Raw genomic sequence first — 17994 nt, 5'->3', positions numbered from 1 at the left:
GCCGGTCACAATTCCTCGGAAACACCGAAACTTCACCGAAAACTTGCCCGAAACGAAGTGGCGGGCAGCCCAGGAGCAATAGTTAAAAAAATGGCACAAGTTACCGATCACACCAAACCGTTTATTGTTGATAAAAATCTCGGAACAGCACTCGACATTGATAACGCACAACTCACCGAAACAACCGCCGATGGGACCCCTGTTGTCGCACCGACGCAAGAACAGAAATATCTCTTTGACATGCGTGGATGGCTTCTGGTTCCGGATGTGCTGTCAGGTGATGAACTCGCCGAGATGCAGGAGTTCGGATATAAACTCCGCCACGAACCGGAGTCGATTCCAGAGCATGAACGCTCTCCGCTCGGGGGTCCCATGCAACGTCTTGCCGACCATCCGAATGTCATCGGTTTTCTCAACGAGTTTCTCGCACATCCAGCGCTGTCAAGCCAAGAATGCTACGGCTTCCGTATGGAATCGTGTAGTTTGTTCTATCGAACGGTAGGGGATGGAAACTTTGGACCCCACAACGGAAACGGGATGCTCCGTTTCCCGGGCGATTCGCATCTCTATCGGTGTATCCCCGGCAGAGGCTATAGCGGCTTAACACGCATCGTCTGGGAACTGAATCCCGTCAAATATCGGCAGGGAGGCACCCTCTTTATTACTGCGAGCCATAAAGCCGTCTACACAGCACCCGACACAATCCGAAGCCAAGACTCCCTGATTTGGGATACGTATGAGTGCCCTGCTGGGTCCCTCCTTTTTTTCACTGAGGCGTTGACCCATAGCACGCACACGTGGACAAACGAAGAAAACGATCGTCTCGCTATTTTCAGTTGCTACAATACGGTCAATAGCAAGTGGCACGATTGGGATCCGCACCCGAAGTTGTTAGCCGAAATGCCTGCCAAACGGCAGACCCTTTTCCGTCCCGTTCGCGCTGCCAATAATTTAATCGGTGAGACCTATCGTCATTAAGACGGTTGAAGGGTTGTCAATTAACAGTTAACATGCCTCACAGTGAGAGCGATTAAAAGAGATATTTCGTAATAACCTCCGCAAACTTGGAATATTCCAAAGATGTGTCGATTGTTACCAGAAACCTCATAACTGACAACTCATAACTGACAACCGATAACTCTAAAATAAGGAGGCGTTTACATGCGTCAGATTGGATCAACTCCTGTTACCGCACCCGGTTGGACTGCGAAACCGAAAGATGGGATCGCTATCGTCGATTGTGATGTCCACCACAATTTCCGCCATCCTACGCAGCTGTTGCCCTACCTGTCTAAATTCTATCAGGAACATCTCCTCGACCAAGGGTTACATCTCGGCGGATATCCGAATATCCCGATTCGAAGCAATCGTGTAGACCTCAGGGGACGGATTGAAGAAGCCACCGAATCGACCCCCAAAAACTCCGGCGGCGACCCCAGAGATTTCAATTTCACATTGGAATTCCTCCAAGATGAGCACCTTGATGTCTGGAATATTGATATTGCCGTCCTGACGGGACCCCCTGTCTTCTATGGGTATTCCGGCGTTCCTGATCCCGATTGGGGAGCTGCTCTTTGCCGGGCTTTTAATGACTGGACAATCGAACATTGGCTTGAGAAGGATGAGCGTGTTGTTAACGCCATTCTCGTCTCGCCTTCCGATCCACCCCAAGCCGTGGAGGAGATTAACAGACTCGCACACCGCAAGGACACTGTCGCCGTTATGGTGCCGATGGGAACGAGTCGTCCGTTTGGGAACCGCTTCTATCATCCCATCTGGGAAGCGTGTGCGGAACACGGATTGTCTGTCATTTCGCACATCGGCGGTGGTGGCGGTGCGACCCGAAACGTACCCACCCCGGTCGGACATCCGACCTACTACATAGAAAGCCGGATGAGCCGTCCGTATGTCGCCAGCACACACGCGACATCGCTGATCTGCGAAGGGGTCTTTGAAAAATTTCCGAACTTCAAGTTCGCACTCATTGAAGCACAGCAGATGTGGGCGGTGCCGGTGATGTGGCATCTGGATACCGACTGGAGAGCAATACGCGACCAGACACCGTGGCTGAAACGGTTACCGAGTGAGTATTTCCGTGAGCACATCCGAGTCGGATCGCAGCCGATGCACGAACCTGAGAAGCCGGAACAGATGTACCAGATGTTGGAAATGCTGCACGCAGATGAAACGCTAATATTCTGCTCAGACTTCCCGCATTTCGACTGGAACGATCCGGTAACGGTTTTCCCGAAGCTTCCAGAGGACTTACACCATCGGATCTTCGCCCAAAACGCCCTTGATATGCTGCGGTTGGATGTCGAAGAAACCAACGGATCCGCGAATCCAGTGGCAAATTAACCGAAACGCAAAAATACCGGATTTAGTCTGGGAATAGACTCAATCCATACGCAAGTCGCGTGTGGACTTGCGGGACAATGTATTATACCATTTCTAAAAGTTTATATCGCATTAACCGCACCTTCCTGCACAGACTAACAGTCTATGCTACAAGAAAGCACAAGACAAAAGTTTATGCTATAATTTCAATCAGAAATGGTATTACATTGCAAAAACACGCAGGCGGATATACGCAAAGGTACTTCCAATGCCCAACCCGCTTGACCGAACCGCAAGGAATAATTAAAAATATGGCACGTGTTGTTGTTGGAAAAGTATCAGAGATTCCACCTGGGAACCGCAAGATCATCGTCCCGTTTCGAGGGAAGGCGGGCATTGGGGTCTTTAATGTTGATGGCAAATTTTACGCCATCCGTAACATCTGTCCGCATAGGCGGGGACCCCTCTGCACAGGTGAACTCAGCGGTAGGTTCGCCGCCGATGCACCGCCTTCCATTCAAGGGGCAACGCTCTCTGTCGATAATTTAGGCGAGATATTGCGCTGTCCATGGCATCAATGGACATTTGACATTGCCACCGGACAGTGTCTCGTCGATGAAACCTTGCGGGTAGCGACGTATCCGGTCAAGGTTGACGGTGATGATGTCGTCGTCGAATACGATGGTTAAGTGAATTAAAACCCAAATTGCTACCTAACGAGTATTATATGTTTATTTAAAGGGAGGTGTCGGTCGATTTTCCTACCCCATGGGAGTAGTATGTCTATAAAAAGGTGACTTAATCTTGCCGAAGGGCACAATACGCCGAAACGGAGGACAAAATGATTAACAGAACTCCGAGACATAAGTTTATTATAGCCATTACGGCGACTGTTTTAATGGCGACAAGCATAGCACAGGCGCGTCAGGCGATTACCGATGGGTTGGTGAGTTACTGGTCGTTCAATAAAGATTCGGTTGCAGGGAAAACGGTTAAAGACCTTGTCGGTGCAAACGATGGAACCATGGATGGGAATGTCGAGGTCGTTGATGGTACAGTCGGTGAGGCACTCAAGTTTAGTGGTGGGCATGTTGATTGTGGAGCGGATAAGAGTTTAACCGACATTGGTGATCAGATTACATTGGAGGCGTGGATAAAACCTGAGAAACCGGGTTGGGCGATTTTCGCCGGTATATCGAGATCAGGAAATAACTCCTATGTGATTGCGTGGTCAGATCAAACTCGAGTCGATTTTAATCTCTGGAACGGTGCCTTAGAGACGTGGCCCTTTCACAGTGTAGGGCAGCCCGATGTAGGGAAATGGCATCACATCGCTGGTGTCTACGACGGTTCCGAAGCCATTATTTATATCAATGGTGAAGTGGATAACGAGAAAAAATTCGAGGGTGTCCTGAAACATAACGGAGAAAACTTTTGGATGGGTGCCCGAAAATCGGACGGACTTCCCTACCACGGTCTTCTCGACGAACTTCGTCTCTACAACCGCGGTCTCAGTCAAGCGGAAATCGAAAATAACCTCGAAGCGGAAGGGCTTGCTGTCGAACCGACCCAGAAATTGGCACTCACTTGGGGCGCAATAAAGGTTTCAAAGTAGGGGTATCCCTCGGGCTCGGTAGGTGTGGTTTCTAACCGGGGTCCCCGCCCGTTACTGGGAAGCGACACCGGGTATTGTTAGAAAATTACCGAGTTAAATTCTTAATCTTCATCTGACCTTGCCTTTCTGAGAGAATGAAACACATAATGAACAGGCAATCGCGCTTTTCCATTGAAGAACTTACGCGCGACCATCCGAATTGGCAGGAATTCGTTGCGCTCGTTGAGGACTTAAACCAAGAGGGTTGGGCATTTAATCCGTATTTTGAGCAGTTTTCACGCTATTTTTTAGCGGCGAAACAGGACGGTGCTATTGTCGGATTCCTCATGTTTGTGGTGTGGGACATCGGTCCCCACGACCGCGACCATCCACCTATTGAGATACATGGAAAACCGCTAAAAGAGGCGAAAATCCTCGCGTTTGGCGTGAAGGAAGGATACCGACGGCAAGGCATCGGCACCGCGCTTCAAGAATACACCATCAAACAAGCCAAGTTGTTTGACTGCTATCAAGTCCGATCCGTCAGCGGTGAAAATCATCCTGAAAACCATCATCTCAAACTCGTGATGGGGTTCGCTATAGAACCGATGGAACGCGATGAAAAGTGTTTAGCGTTTGTCATGCCTCTTAAATCATCGACAGAGCGGTAATTTTTATGAGACAGTTAACCGACGCTGAGAAACAGCAACTTGCAGGAAAAATTAAAGATGAGCAAGAACGCCAGCAGGGACTTCGGGAAACGAATTCCGACCTACCGGAAACTTTAGAAGCAGCGTTAGCAGAAACGGGGGTTGTCCGTAAGTTTGGGCTAAACTATTTCTGGAAGTATGGTATGCTTGGGATTATCCTCTGCTTGCTTGCCTTCAACGTGTTTCAACTCCTCAGGTGGAGAGGCTCTAATGATTACCTCAACGTCAATCTGGTGGTTGCATTGATGTTACTGTTCAATCATATTGCTTTTCACTTCACAAAAGCAGGGTGGACAAGCCGTGTGATGAAAATAACTGCAGGCATTTGGGCAGTACTTGGATTGGTTTACATATTCTGGGTATTTAGGTAGGCACGCTGTTTGCCTGGGGAAAAAATGATTAAAGCAGTCTTCTTTGACCTTGATGGCACACTCTGCGACTCCGACACAGCATGGAGCATCGCGCAAAGCGAAATGTTTCAGCTTTTATGCGAGCAGTATCCGAATGTTTCGGAAGAGGCTCTTACAGCAGCATGGAGAACCGTCCATCAGGAACTCTTCAAGCAACTCAACGCCGGAAAATGCGCTATGGCAGACGTGAGAGACTCGCGTTTCCAATGTTTGTTCAAAGAATTGGATCTACCCATAGATAGGGGTATGGAAGAAGTAAGCGACTTTTTCTGTTCGCGCTATCTCACAAGTTTACGGCTTTACGACGATGTCACCGTCCTTGCGGAATTAGGCGCATATCATGTCGGTATCATTACAAACGGAGCACACGATAACCATACCGACAGTCAGCTTTCTAAAGTCCGACACCTTGGACTCAGCCAACGGATCCAATCGCTTACAATTTCCGGTGAAATCGGAGTCAGAAAACCGAGGGTCGAAATCTTTCAAGTGGCTTGTGAGCGTGCTGATGTTTCACCGAAAGAGGCTCTGTTCGTCGGCGATACCCTTAAAAACGACATCGTTGGTGCCAACCGCGCGGGCATGACCAGCGTCTTCATTGACCGAAAATTAGATGGACTTATACCGGAAACATCAGAAGAACGACCTGACTATTCAATCTCAAATCTACATGATGTTTTATCCTGCTTGTAGTTTAAAAAGATCTCGCGCTTTAATGCCTTTCTCGCGACGTAGAGGGATGTAATGATTGATCCGAAATTAAGGGGAAAAGTTGCGCTGATTACAGGTGCCAATCACGGTATTGGCGAGGCAACTGCTTTAGCGTTAGGCAACCAAGGCGTGAAAGTTTTCGCTTCATTTTTTCGTCCTCCGTGCCAATACAGCGAAGCAGAATTAAAGCGTGCCGAAGAGACTGGATTGGGCGGAGATATCCTCTACCGAGCCATGCAGCAAAAGCCTATTGCGCATCTGGTCAACTGGTTTGAAGAAGCGGGCATGGCAATATCTGTCTTAGAAGCAGACCTTGCTGATGAAAGAAACATCTCTAAACTTTTTGATGTATGTGAGAAGGAACTGGGGCCTGTTGACATCTTGATTAACAATCACACGCATTGTGTTTTGGAGACATTTGATCCTGAGCAAACTTCAACAGACGAGAGCGGTATTTTTCTCACAACCGCTGCAAACATTGATGCCCATTTTGTTGCGAATTCCCGAGCGTATGCATTGATGATGCAAGCGTATTTGAAGCAATATCTTAGAAATGGGCTCAACTGGGGACGCATTGTAAATACGAGTACGGATGCCGCACGCTGCCATCCCCTAAATGTCAGTTATGCCGCAAGCAAATACGCAATTGAATCCTATAGTCACTCCGCTGCGTGTGAGATGGGAAAATACGGCATTACAGTGAACGTCATCGCACCTGGACCGATTCAGACGGGCTACATTCTACCTGAGGATGAAAAAGCAATCGCAGAATCTACACCGTTAGGTAGGGTTGGCAGACCTGAAGATGTAGCGGATGTCACGGTTTTCCTCTGCTCCGAACAAGCACGTTGGCTCACAGGGCAGTTGTTCTATGTGGGTGGCGGTCATCGGATACCTGGATAGACAGGACACAGGCGTTTACAAATAATTCAAAGATGGAAGCAAGGGGTGCCTACAATGGACAAGAGCTACAATGTCGCAATAATTGGGTGCGGTGGAATTTCTCACATGCACGCCGGATGGTATGTGAATGAACCGAGGACTTCTCTGATTGCGATTGCCGACATTAACGCAGAGGGACTGAAAGCCTACGGTGAACAGTATGGTATCGAAAAGCAGTATACCGATTACATTGAGATGCTCGAAACGGAGGAGATCGATCTGGTCTCCGTGTGCACCCGCCCGAAATTGCATGCGCCGGTCGTGATTGAAACCGCAAAACACGGTGTACAAGGGATTCTTTCAGAAAAACCGATGGCAGAGAATCTCGGACAGGCGCGAGAGATGCTTGAAACCTGTGCACAGCACGGTGTGAAATTGGCAATCGACCACCAGTTACGGTTTAACGCCCCGTATGTCTGTGCAAAGCAGCTGATTGCAGACGGCACTATCGGTGATCTCTTTCGCATTCACGCCATCTGTGGCGGTGGGGACCTGAAGGACAACGCCACGCATACCGTCGATCTCATGCGATTTATCTACGGTGATCGTCCTGTCACTTGGGTCATTGGCCAGATTGAACGTATTGACACCCCCAAGAAATACGATCTGCACTCCGAGGATTTCGCGATCGGTTACTTCAAGTTTGAAGACAACGTTCGCGGCATCATTGAATCGGGCAGCGACACTGCCCCTGGGTACCACCATATCTACTGCTACGGAACGGAAGGCGAGCTCGAACTCGCTGCCCCTCGTGGACTACCGCTCCGTTTCCGCACTTCAGAATCGGGGGGTGTTTGGGTATCCCCTGAACTCCCTCCGGAGGGTAACCCTGTGCGGGACATGATTGCAGCGATTGAAGAGGATCGAGAGCATCGCTCCAGCGGTTATCAGGGATATGCGACGCACGAACTCCTGATGGCGATTTATGAGTCGTCACGGAAACGGCGACGGATTCATCTGCCTCTCGAAGAGATGGAATCACCCCTAACGTTGATGATTGAGGAAGGCTGGATATAGATATGAACACAACCATCCAGAAAACGGAAGCACTCATCCATTCCACACGCGTATTGGATGCGATGTATACGGACGACCCTTACCGCCCGCGTTACCACTTCACCCCGCCATTCGGTTGGATGAACGATGTCAACGGTTCAATCTTTTGGAAGGGACGATACCACATCTTCTATCAGCACAATCCCGAAGGTGGCTATTGGAAATGGATGCAATGGGGACATGCATCGAGTGTGGATCTGGTCCATTGGGTGCATCACCCCATCGCTTTAACGCCCGACCTCGACGGACCCGATCGAGACGGATGCTTTAGCGGGGGTGCCCTCGTGAGTCGAGAGGGAACGCCAACGTTCATCTATCATGGGGTCCCCGACGGAACCTGTATCGCAACGAGTGATGATGATTTACTCATCACATGGGACAAACATCCAGCCAATCCAGTGATTCCAGTCCCCGCGTCCGGTGAAAAAGGACACGGCGACTATATTGTATTTGACCCGTGTGCTTGGTTGGAAGGTGATACCTATTACGCACTCATCGGTAACAGGATACCGGGACAAACTGGGGACGGAACTGCGCTGTTTAAGTCGTCTGACCTCGCGGCGTGGGAATTTGTACGCTCCTTTTATCAGTCGCGGCGCGAATGGACAGACCCAGAGGAGGACTGTGCGGTCCCCGATTTTTATCCGTTAGGCGATAAGCACATGTTGCTGTTTTGTAGCCATTGGCAAGGCACACAGTATTACCTCGGCAGATTTGAAAACGAGCGGTATTATGCTGAAAACTACGGACGCATGAGTTGGGCGGGTGGGCTGCTCGGTGGACCCCGTTCACTGTTAGACGCCCAAGGACGCCGTATCTTTTTCGATTGGATTCGCGAAATCCAGGGCATCAAACAGGAACGCGCCGCCGGTTGGTCAGGCGTTATGACACTCCCGCGTATCCTTTCCCTCGCAACCGATGGGAGTTTGCAGATTGAGCCGGTCCCAGAACTGGAATGTCTACGGATGAACCCGACAGTCCGTGAAAATATCACGTTGAACGCTGATACGTTGGACTTGGAAGATGTCCAAGGGAGTTGCCTTGAGTTGGAGGTCGAAATTGACCCAGGCGATGCAACTGAGATCGGCGTTCAAGTGCTCTGCGCACCCGATCAGTCTGAACAAACCGGGATTCTATATGTGCCGGCAGAGGGAACGTTAAAAATCGACATCAGTCGTTCCACCTTAAACGAAGCCATCCGGTATCCGCACTACAGGGACGCGGGTGGCACTGCGAGATTGCCGGAGTCAGAACAGTTTGTGGACGCACAGCGTGCACCCTTCACGTTGAAGGGCAACGAAACGCTTCAGCTCCGCGTTTATGTCGATAAATCTGTCATTGAGGTGTTCGCTAACGGTAGGCAGTGCATTACACAGCGGGTCTATCCGACGCGAGCCGATAGCACCGGTGTGCGGTTGGTGAGTCGTGGTGGACAGGCACGCTTCCAATCCGTTCAGGCATGGGAGATGGCCCCCGCATTTTGAGGGAAGGTTGACTTTTGCCGTGAAATGGCATATACTCTTCCTAAGAAGGGGAGTAAAGATTTAGAGGTGAACATCATGGCGTATGAGATTCCGAAAACAGTCTTAGGTCGCACGGGATTGACGGTTACCCGACTCGGTACCGGCGGCGCGTACTGCGAATCCGCTGACGGTTACCGCAAGGCACTTGATGCCGGTGTCAATTATATGGATACGGCACGCGCATACAGGGATGGCGAGGACGAAAAAGTCATTGGAACCGCCATAAAAGGGCAGCGCGATCGGCTGATTCTCGCGACGAAAACCAATAAGCGCGATGCAAAAAACGCACGGATAGATCTCGAAACATCGTTACGGCTGCTTGGCGTTGATTACATCGATATTTACCAACTCCATCATCTGAACACGAAAGCCGAACGCGACCAAGCCTTGGCACCCGGCGGCGCATTAGAGATGGCACAGAAGGCACGAGATGAAGGACTCATCCGCTTCATCGGTGTTACCGGACACGATTGGGTTGAGATCCAGCACGCCGTTGACACGGGGTTTTTCGATACCGTCCTCTGTTGGTATAATTGTGCGATGAAAACGCCAGAGACTACCGTTTTCCCTGCTGCTGACAAACACAATACGGGGGTCGTTATCATGAACGCCTCGCGGAATGACAGACTTTTTGGGGACGCAGACGCTCCATCTCCAGAACAATTCTATCGCTATGTGCTCAGTCATAAGAGTGTAAATCTAACGATCATGGGATTAAGGGACGTTGAGCGATTTCATCGGATCGCAGAAGCACTCTCCGAGCAAGAGACCTTAGCCTCGGAGGCGAGAGCAGATTTGGAAAGGTATGGGGCGCAGCGGCTTAAAGAAGGCGCACTGACTTAACGCCGATACTGAAATACGTGAACGAGTCAACGTGGTAACAACGGATAGGACTTTCAATGGATAAAAGCGCATCAGATCAGACAAATTCCGCTTCGGAAGAGTCTTATCCGCATGAAAAACGCAATCTATTTGTCTTCGCGCTAAACCAAATTCTGATGCGGCTCGGCTGGATGTTCAAAGCCGAGTCTGTGGTCATTCCGGCGTTTATCGATATCTATACCTCGTCTGGAACCATCCGCGGATTGCTACCCCTCATTCTTCGGATCGGACAAAGTCTCCCCCAATTTCTCGTCGCGCAACGGGTCGCAAGGATGCCCAAAAAACAGGGATTCTTTATTCTCACAGGGTTCGGTTTTACTGTTCCGTGGTGCATATTGTCTCTAATATTGGGCTTAACGAGTTGGTCAGCAAACGTCATTGTCGCTATTTTTCTTCTGCTGTGTACCATCCATTGGCTCATGGTCGGTTGCAATCATCTGGCGAACGGAACGTTACAGGGAAAACTCATCAGCCCCCAAAAACGGGGCAGGCTCCTCGCCTATTCCAATGTCATCGGGTGTTCACTTTCGATCGGGGTTGCCATTTACCTCATGCCCCGCTGGCTTTCTGAAACTAACCCGCGCTATGCAACCATCTTTGGTGTAACGGCGGGAGCCTTCGGTATCGCCGCCGTAATCAGTTTTTGGTTTAGGGAACTCCCATCACAGCCCGAAGGCACGGCACCTTTTTTCAAATTTCTCGGTGATGCCCTCCTCTTACTGCGACATGATAGAAATTTTCGTCGATTTGCGCTCGTTATCCTCCTGTTTTATTCCATCTGGCCCCTTTTTCCACACTATGCGGTTTTCGGAAAACGGACCTTAGGACTCGCCTCTTCCGGTTTTGTCACGTTAATAGTGGCACAAAATGCTTCCAATGCGCTTGGTGCTGGTGTCATGGGCAACATCGCAGACCGCTCAGGTAACCGATTCGTCCTGCGTCTTCTGATATTAATCAGTGCGTTTACACCGTTACTGGCGGTCGTCATTAGTCGCATGCCTTCCGGGGCACAGCTTTACTGGATTATCTTCGCCCTTATCGGATTTACACCCGTGTCGGCCCGTATCGTCACGAACTATACGCTTGAGATCGCACCGCAGGAGAAACACCCTCAATATCTCGGCGTGATGAGTCTTTTTCAGGCGATCCCCTTGTTTGTTTCACCCTTGATTGGGACATTAATCGAGGAATTCGCCTTTGAACCCGTTTTTATCACCTGTTCGGTACTTGTTGCTTGTGGATTCGTGCTGACCTTCAGATTGGAGGAACCGCGCTTCAACCAAGGGACTTGAGGAAAGGAACACCCGCATGGCAGAGAAAATGTCGTGCCCATTTTGCGGCACCCCCGTCGAAGTCGCTGTCGAAAGTTCTCCTGAGTGGTATCGCGATCCTTCTTTACCTGTCTACCGAATCGACTGCCATGACAACTGTAGACGGTATTGGCTCGAAGCAATTTCTGACCCCCATCCACAAATTGATCCCACTATCCTCACCTTCTTAGACTCGCTCCATGATGAACAACGAACCTTTATCTCCGAATCAACATGACATGCTTGTGATAACGGCGTTTTGATCGTTTATAACGAAAAGATTTTACAATACCTTGCCACGGATTGGCAGTATGCAAAAGCCGCTATTACATTATATGCGTTGAGGAACGTTTCGTTCCGAATTAGTGGTGCTGGATTTGATACCGCGAATATGTTGTTTTTCGTATACGCTGCGGACGCACGATTCACACTGAGACTCTATCGAGCTGGAACGCCTGTCCATAAAATTCGATCCGAAATCTATTGGTTAAAGGCTTTATGGAACAACGGACACATCAAGACCCTTTCACCTGTGCCTGGACGTGATGGTGAAATGGTTCAATGTATCTCCCCAACCGACCAACCCTCACGCTATGCGACTCTATACGATTGGATTCCTGGCGAGACGCTTAATACACTCCCGGCATCAGAAAGAACACCAGAATTGATTCGGCGGCTCGGTATCATAGTGGGACGCATGCACCGTGTATCCGAAATCTTGGAACTCCCCCAATGGTTTACCCGTCCCCGATACGATGCAAACTGGTTTATCTCGAAAATTGAAGAGGCACTTAAAAGTGATGAGATAGACGCTTCGCCAGAGGATCGCACGAAACTGCTCTCGCTTTCTTCGCGCTTCTCACGATTTGTCGCAGAACAGAGGGAAGGACGGGATGTTTTTGGGTTGATTCACTCGGATCTGGCACCCCATAATATCATTATCTCCGACGGACAACCTTGCCCAATTGACGTGCGTGAATTTGGGTTCGGTTATTATCTCTCCGATATTTTAACGATTTCACGTCATCTCAGTGAGGATGAAAACGCAGTTTTCTTTGAGGGGTATCAAGAGATCCGATCACTCTCGACGGATTACCCGCAACAGTTGGCTCTATTTGAAGAGTTGCGTATGCTGTAATCTAATCTTTGAATAATTCAGGTTTCCGTTCTTGGAATTTACCCGTCTGGGTAAAGACAGTATAGAATCATTTGCCTTTACATCTGTGAAGTCTTATCGGTCATTGAATGGCCCTGAGTGAGGGTATCGGGGGTATTGACAGAAAATGCCTATGGACGTATAATCAAATTATCATTGGATTGATGGAATGAAGGATATAAATTTATGGTTACGTAGGTGCAGGAAATAGATATGACAACAACAACTATGACAGAGACAACACAAAGTTATTTAGAATTGGAAAGCGAAAGTAGTAGACAAACCAATCCTGGCTTCCAAAGCACGCTCGACTACATCCGCGAGAAATCCACATCTGAATACGGCAAAGGCGAACTTTTCGAGCGGTTGATGCTCACATATTTCAGTGAGGATCCCGACTATAAAGAACAATTCTCTGAAGTCTATCTTTATAAACAGTGGGCAGCAACCCGAACGGAATTCGACGGACGCGATATAGGTGTCGATCTCGTTGCACAAAAGCAAGATGGTGGATACTGTGCCATCCAGTGCAAGTGTTATGCAGAAGACACACGGGTTTCAAAGCCAGATATAGACTCATTCATCTCTGCCTCAGCAAGTGAAATCTTTACCTCACGAATTCTTGTAAATACTGGCGGTGAAATTGGAGAGAACGCTCTCAGGACTATAACGCCGTTAGGAGATAAATTCCGAGTCATCCGCTTCAGTGATCTTGAAAACAGCCCGTTTGAATGGCCCGACCTGAGCCTACAGGAACCTGAACAACTCACCTATAAACAAAGACCATTCAGCTTGAAGGATCATCAAAAAGAGGCGTTTGATGATGTTATCAAAGGTTTCAAAGAATACGACCGTGGCAAGCTTATTATGGCGTGCGGCACAGGTAAAACCTTTACAGCACTGAAAATCGCTGAGGAAATAGCCGGAACCGATGGCAGAGTGCTGTATCTCGTGCCATCTATCGGTTTGCTTTCACAGGCGATGCGGGAATGGTCAGACCAACGGGGTATACCACACAGTTATATCGGCATCTGCTCGGATACCAGCGCAGGCAGGACAAGCGAGGATGCCTCTATTCAAGAACTCAAGATTGACGTAACTACAGACCCTTCATTAATCTTACCTACATTGCAGAACCCCGACAGCAGCAAAATGACGGTCGTTTTCTGCACATATCAGTCACTACCACTCATTGAAGAAGTTCAGAACCACGGCGCACCTCCATTTGACATTATTTTCTGCGATGAGGCACACAGAACCACCGGTGTTGATAAGTCTGAAGATAAGACCTCGCCATTTGTTCTTGTCCACGATGCCGCTCGGATTCGCGCCGATAAACGTCTCTATATGACCGCCACTCCTAAACTTTATACGGAAAACGCAAGGAGACAAGCCGCAAACTATAACGTTGAAGTGTTCTCTATGGACGACGAAGAGAAATACGGTCCACAGTTTCACCGACTCCCTTTCTCCAGAGCCGTTGAACTCGGCGAACTGTCCGACTACAAAGTCGCTATTTTTGGTATATCGGAACATGAAGTTAATGCGAAACTTGCAGGCAATACCGGTAAATACGGTAGCGAAATCAACATCAACGATGCAACCCGAATCATCGGCTGCTGGCGCGCACTACAAAACCCTGAAAATAAGGGGAAAGACGACGAAACGCTCAGACCCCTGAAACGCGTTATCGCATTCACAAACAGAATTAACGAGTCAAAGGCACTGGCGCGCTATTGGAACGATATTATTGAGGATGCCCTCGAAAAACTGCCAGAGGATGAACAACCTACCAACTTTTTATGCGAAACCGAGCACGTTGACGGCACCGTCCACGCCCTGAACCGAAAAACACGCCTCGATTGGTTAAAAAACGAGAACTATAACGATGGCGAAGACGATGACGTTTGCCGTATCCTCTCGAATGCCAGATGCCTTTCCGAAGGTATTGATGTCCCTGCCCTCGATGCCGTGATCTTCTATAAACCTCGCAAATCCCACATTGATGTTGTCCAAGCAGTGGGTCGCGTCATGCGGAAGGCACCGGGGAAGCAATTCGGTTATGTCATATTGCCCGTTGCTATCCCCGACGATCAAGACCCTGCTGCAGCTCTAAATGACAATGAACGGTTCTCTAATGTCTGGAGCGTTCTCAACGCACTCCGTTCACACGATGACAGGTTCGATGGTCAAATCAATAGTATTGACCTCAATAGAGAGCTCCCCGATTCTATTGTCATTGGTGGGGGTTCCGATTGGGCACCTGAACAACTTTCACTGTTGCCAGTTGAAATTCCCGTCGAAGCGATACTCTCAAAAATCGTCCAGAAGTGTGGCGATAAACCATACTGGGAAAACTGGGCAAAGGATGTCGCTGATATTTTTGAGCGACTCGTTATCCGCATTCAAAATCTACTGGATAATCCCGAAAACGCTACATTGAGCGAACGGTTTGAAAATTTCCACAGCGAGTTGAAAAAGACGATTAACACGTCTATCACCCGCGACAATGCAATAGATATGATGGCGCAGCACATTTTGACCAGTCCTGTCTTTGACGCGCTTTTTGAAGACTACGACTTTTCATCTGGTAACCCTGTAGCAACAGCACTCGATAACCTACAAAAGGACTTTGCGGAATTCGGACTTGAGAACGAGACGCGGGATTTGCGGGGGTTCTATGACAGTGTCCAGACGCGCGCCAGCGGTGTCAAGAGTAGCCAAGGACGACAAGAGGTGCTATCAGATCTCTACGAGCAGTTCTTCAAAAAAGCACTGAAAAAAGAAGCAGACCGACTCGGCATCGCCTATACACCAATACCGCTTGTGGACTTCGTCTTGCATAGCGTTAATGACATATTACAGGAGGAGTTTGGAAAAACCATCAGTGACAAAGGTGTCCATATGCTTGATCCGTTCACCGGCACCGGTACATTCATTGTGCAGCTCCTACAATCTGGACTTATCCAGCACGAAGATCTTGAGCGGAAGTATCGCAAAGAACTCCACGCAAACGAGATTCTCCTACTCGCTTACTACATCGCATCTGTCAACATTGAAGAAGCGTTCCGAGGACAGCACAAAGAAGACAATGGATATGAACCGTTCCACGGTATTATCTTGACCGACACCTTCAACCTGAATAAATCCGAAAAACCAACGCTTTTCCCGAAGGAGAGAATGGTAGAAAACAACGAGCGCGCCGAGCATCAACAGAAACTTCCGATCCGCGTCATCGTAGGGAACCCACCATGGAAAGCGAAGCGAAAAAACGCTGCTGAAGATTCTCCAAATGTGAAGTACCCAGAACTTAGGCAGCGCGTCAGAGAAACATACGCAGCGAGAGTAAAAACAAGGAATAAGAACACACTCTACGACTCTTATAAGATGGCAATCCGATGGGCCTCTGACAGAATTGGAGAGCACGGAATTATAGGCTTTGTTACAAGTGCTACATGGATTGACGGTATTGTTGATGCCGGAATTCGTGCATGTTTACCAGAGGAATTTAGTTCTGTCTACTTTCTGAACCTCCGAGGAAAAGCAAAAGCATCACTCCGTGAAGGAGAAGGGGTTTTCCGTAATGCTACACAGTCTCCTGTTGCTATTGTGATTCTCGTTAAGAATCCAGGGGCTACACACGAGGGTTGCCTCATCCATTACCGAGAAATTGGTGATGCTCTCAAACGCGAAGAGAAGTTTACAGCACTACGCGAAGCAGGGTCATTTTCGGGATTTAGTGATTGGGAGATAATTACACCTAACAAGGAGCACGATTGGATTGAACATCGTAGTGAGACATTTGCTCAATTCTATCCACTTGGATCAGATGACGCAAGAGATGGCAAGGCTGATGATGCAATCTTTAAACTGTTTAGCAGCGGCTGTAAGACTGGTAGAGATCCATACCTCTGCAACTTTTCTCGCGATACTTGCGCTAAGCACGCAAAACGAATGACAGAGGAGTATCTTGATGCTATTTCTGAGCTGGAGAAAAATCCGGAGATTGAACAGGTACTTAACGAGGTAATGGACAGACACAACACTAATATCAAATGGGATGAAGATCTTGAAAAGAAGTTGAAAAGAAGGCAGAAAACAAAATTTGCGGATAGGTACATCCGACAGATTTTGTATCGTCCATTCATTTTGACAAATTGCTACGCCGACTACATCTTCATACAGAGAAAGTACCAGATGGATAAAATCTTTCCAGATGCTTCAAGTGAAAATCGAGTGATATGTGTTCCAGGCAAGGGAGCGAAAAACGAGGGGCGAAAAAAACAATTTTCTGTGCTTATAACCGACACAATGCCGGATATTAACCTTAATGAAGCAGGAGCACAATGCTTTCCACGGTATCAATATCTGGAACAGACCGATTCATCAGATACAACAAATATGTTTCAAGGTATTGATAGTCCACCAAATCGTATTGACAACATTTCAGATACAGCACTGCGCACCTTCCGTGAATACTATGACAACGACACAATTACCAAGGATACTATCTTTGACTACGTTTATGGTATTCTGCACGCACCGAGTTATCGGGAGCAATTCGCAAACGACTTTTCAAAAATGTTACCACATATTCCATATGCCCCAAACTTTCGAGCTTTCGCGGAGGCGGGAAAAGCACTTGCAGACCTCCACCTCAATTATGAGACGTGCAGTCGATATACCAACCTTAAGGTTGAACCTCGCAAACAAGCCCTGTTTTGGGAAGAAAAACCCGAGGATTTCCTACTGGGCACGCGGGCGATGCGGTTCGCTGATAAAAACACAAAAGATACACTCATTATCAACGAGCACATCCAATTATCTGGTATACCCACAGAAGCACATGGTTATGTTGTTAATGGTAGAACACCACTGGAATGGTTTATCAACCGCTACAAAATCACCCCACCTGAAAAGAATAACGGCATTCTCAACGATGCAAATGGTTGGTTTGAGAATCCCCGCGATCTCGTCACGGCGATAGAGCGCATCGTCTACGTCAGCGTCGAATCCACCAAAATCATTGAGGGACTGCCTTCTGAGATAACTGAAAGGGATTGATGTTTGCCTGAATCTCGGATTGGCGCGGATCATGCAGGTTTCGCGAATTTTAAACAACGTTCATCAAAGGGAAACCACAAGGGATACTCCTACAAAGTGGATACGTTTTCTTCCGGATTCAAAATTAGAGGCAAACGCCATCATATAGAGACCCACAATCCGCGAAATTCGATAAATCCACTATAATGTGTGATTCAGATAGGTGAGGCACACACTAAATTGACACATACATAATTTACGAGTTGTGCTAAATAACTATTTGTAAGATATTGATTTACATAAGTATAACGGTTTGTCTG

At 48.3% G+C, this 17994-nt stretch carries 15 protein-coding genes; all 15 read left to right on the top strand.

What is annotated here, in order from left to right; translation table 11 throughout:
- The first annotated feature begins 90 nt into the window (after positions 1-90).
- On the top strand, positions 91-978 hold the full coding sequence (locus F4X88_01730) for a hypothetical protein (protein MYA54992.1): 888 nt from the start codon (positions 91-93) through the stop codon (positions 976-978).
- Between the two features lie 183 nt (positions 979-1161).
- On the top strand, positions 1162-2358 hold the full coding sequence (locus tag F4X88_01725; GenBank protein MYA54991.1) for an amidohydrolase family protein: 1197 nt from the start codon (positions 1162-1164) through the stop codon (positions 2356-2358).
- Positions 2359-2648: 290 nt separating this feature from the next.
- The gene (locus F4X88_01720) at positions 2649-3026 is read left to right on the top strand and encodes a Rieske (2Fe-2S) protein (GenBank protein MYA54990.1); all 378 of its coding nucleotides are present in this window, start codon (positions 2649-2651) and stop codon (positions 3024-3026) included.
- Between the two features lie 152 nt (positions 3027-3178).
- The gene (locus tag F4X88_01715) at positions 3179-3952 is read left to right on the top strand and encodes a LamG domain-containing protein (GenBank protein ID MYA54989.1); all 774 of its coding nucleotides are present in this window, start codon (positions 3179-3181) and stop codon (positions 3950-3952) included.
- A gap of 134 nt (positions 3953-4086) precedes the next feature.
- Entirely contained in the window at positions 4087-4602 is a 516-nt protein-coding gene (locus F4X88_01710; GenBank protein ID MYA54988.1) for a GNAT family N-acetyltransferase, read from the top strand.
- Positions 4603-4607: 5 nt separating this feature from the next.
- Complete coding sequence (locus tag F4X88_01705; GenBank protein ID MYA54987.1) at positions 4608-5012, top strand: hypothetical protein; 405 nt, start codon at positions 4608-4610, stop codon at positions 5010-5012.
- A 24-nt stretch (positions 5013-5036) separates the two neighbouring features.
- Positions 5037-5744 (top strand): HAD family hydrolase, encoded by a 708-nt coding sequence (locus F4X88_01700; protein MYA54986.1) that lies wholly within the window; start codon positions 5037-5039, stop codon positions 5742-5744.
- Positions 5745-5795: 51 nt separating this feature from the next.
- Positions 5796-6665, top strand: coding sequence for an SDR family oxidoreductase (locus F4X88_01695; GenBank protein ID MYA54985.1), 870 nt, complete (start codon positions 5796-5798; stop codon positions 6663-6665).
- Positions 6666-6719: 54 nt separating this feature from the next.
- Positions 6720-7721 (top strand): Gfo/Idh/MocA family oxidoreductase, encoded by a 1002-nt coding sequence (locus F4X88_01690; protein ID MYA54984.1) that lies wholly within the window; start codon positions 6720-6722, stop codon positions 7719-7721.
- Positions 7722-7783: 62 nt separating this feature from the next.
- Positions 7784-9244, top strand: a complete 1461-nt coding sequence (locus F4X88_01685; protein MYA54983.1) for a glycoside hydrolase family 32 protein — start codon at positions 7784-7786, stop codon at positions 9242-9244.
- Between the two features lie 24 nt (positions 9245-9268).
- Positions 9269-10126 (top strand): aldo/keto reductase, encoded by an 858-nt coding sequence (locus F4X88_01680; GenBank protein ID MYA54982.1) that lies wholly within the window; start codon positions 9269-9271, stop codon positions 10124-10126.
- 56 nt (positions 10127-10182) lie between these two features.
- Positions 10183-11457 carry an MFS transporter gene (locus tag F4X88_01675; GenBank protein MYA54981.1) on the top strand — a complete coding sequence of 425 codons (1275 nt, stop codon included), beginning with the start codon at positions 10183-10185 and terminating at the stop codon, positions 11455-11457.
- 16 nt (positions 11458-11473) lie between these two features.
- Positions 11474-11713 (top strand): hypothetical protein, encoded by a 240-nt coding sequence (locus F4X88_01670; GenBank protein MYA54980.1) that lies wholly within the window; start codon positions 11474-11476, stop codon positions 11711-11713.
- A gap of 21 nt (positions 11714-11734) precedes the next feature.
- Positions 11735-12613 (top strand): phosphotransferase, encoded by an 879-nt coding sequence (locus tag F4X88_01665; protein MYA54979.1) that lies wholly within the window; start codon positions 11735-11737, stop codon positions 12611-12613.
- 231 nt (positions 12614-12844) lie between these two features.
- Positions 12845-17695: a DEAD/DEAH box helicase gene (locus F4X88_01660; GenBank protein ID MYA54978.1), complete on the top strand. Its 4851-nt coding sequence runs from the start codon at positions 12845-12847 to the stop codon at positions 17693-17695.
- Positions 17696-17994 lie beyond the last annotated feature (299 nt).

This window comes from Candidatus Poribacteria bacterium, from assembly GCA_009839745.1.
GTDB lineage: Bacteria > Poribacteria > WGA-4E > WGA-4E > WGA-3G > WGA-3G.
This window is presented reverse-complemented; position numbering and strand designations above follow the sequence as displayed.

Coding starts and splice junctions, on each gene's coding strand:
- F4X88_01730 (MYA54992.1), top strand. CDS start 91: ATGGCACAAGTTACCGATCACACCAAACCGTTTATTGTTGATAAAAAT.
- F4X88_01725 (MYA54991.1), top strand. CDS start 1,162: ATGCGTCAGATTGGATCAACTCCTGTTACCGCACCCGGTTGGACTGCG.
- F4X88_01720 (MYA54990.1), top strand. CDS start 2,649: ATGGCACGTGTTGTTGTTGGAAAAGTATCAGAGATTCCACCTGGGAAC.
- F4X88_01715 (MYA54989.1), top strand. CDS start 3,179: ATGATTAACAGAACTCCGAGACATAAGTTTATTATAGCCATTACGGCG.
- F4X88_01710 (MYA54988.1), top strand. CDS start 4,087: ATGAAACACATAATGAACAGGCAATCGCGCTTTTCCATTGAAGAACTT.
- F4X88_01705 (MYA54987.1), top strand. CDS start 4,608: ATGAGACAGTTAACCGACGCTGAGAAACAGCAACTTGCAGGAAAAATT.
- F4X88_01700 (MYA54986.1), top strand. CDS start 5,037: ATGATTAAAGCAGTCTTCTTTGACCTTGATGGCACACTCTGCGACTCC.
- F4X88_01695 (MYA54985.1), top strand. CDS start 5,796: ATGATTGATCCGAAATTAAGGGGAAAAGTTGCGCTGATTACAGGTGCC.
- F4X88_01690 (MYA54984.1), top strand. CDS start 6,720: ATGGACAAGAGCTACAATGTCGCAATAATTGGGTGCGGTGGAATTTCT.
- F4X88_01685 (MYA54983.1), top strand. CDS start 7,784: ATGTATACGGACGACCCTTACCGCCCGCGTTACCACTTCACCCCGCCA.
- F4X88_01680 (MYA54982.1), top strand. CDS start 9,269: ATGGCATATACTCTTCCTAAGAAGGGGAGTAAAGATTTAGAGGTGAAC.
- F4X88_01675 (MYA54981.1), top strand. CDS start 10,183: ATGGATAAAAGCGCATCAGATCAGACAAATTCCGCTTCGGAAGAGTCT.
- F4X88_01670 (MYA54980.1), top strand. CDS start 11,474: ATGGCAGAGAAAATGTCGTGCCCATTTTGCGGCACCCCCGTCGAAGTC.
- F4X88_01660 (MYA54978.1), top strand. CDS start 12,845: ATGACAACAACAACTATGACAGAGACAACACAAAGTTATTTAGAATTG.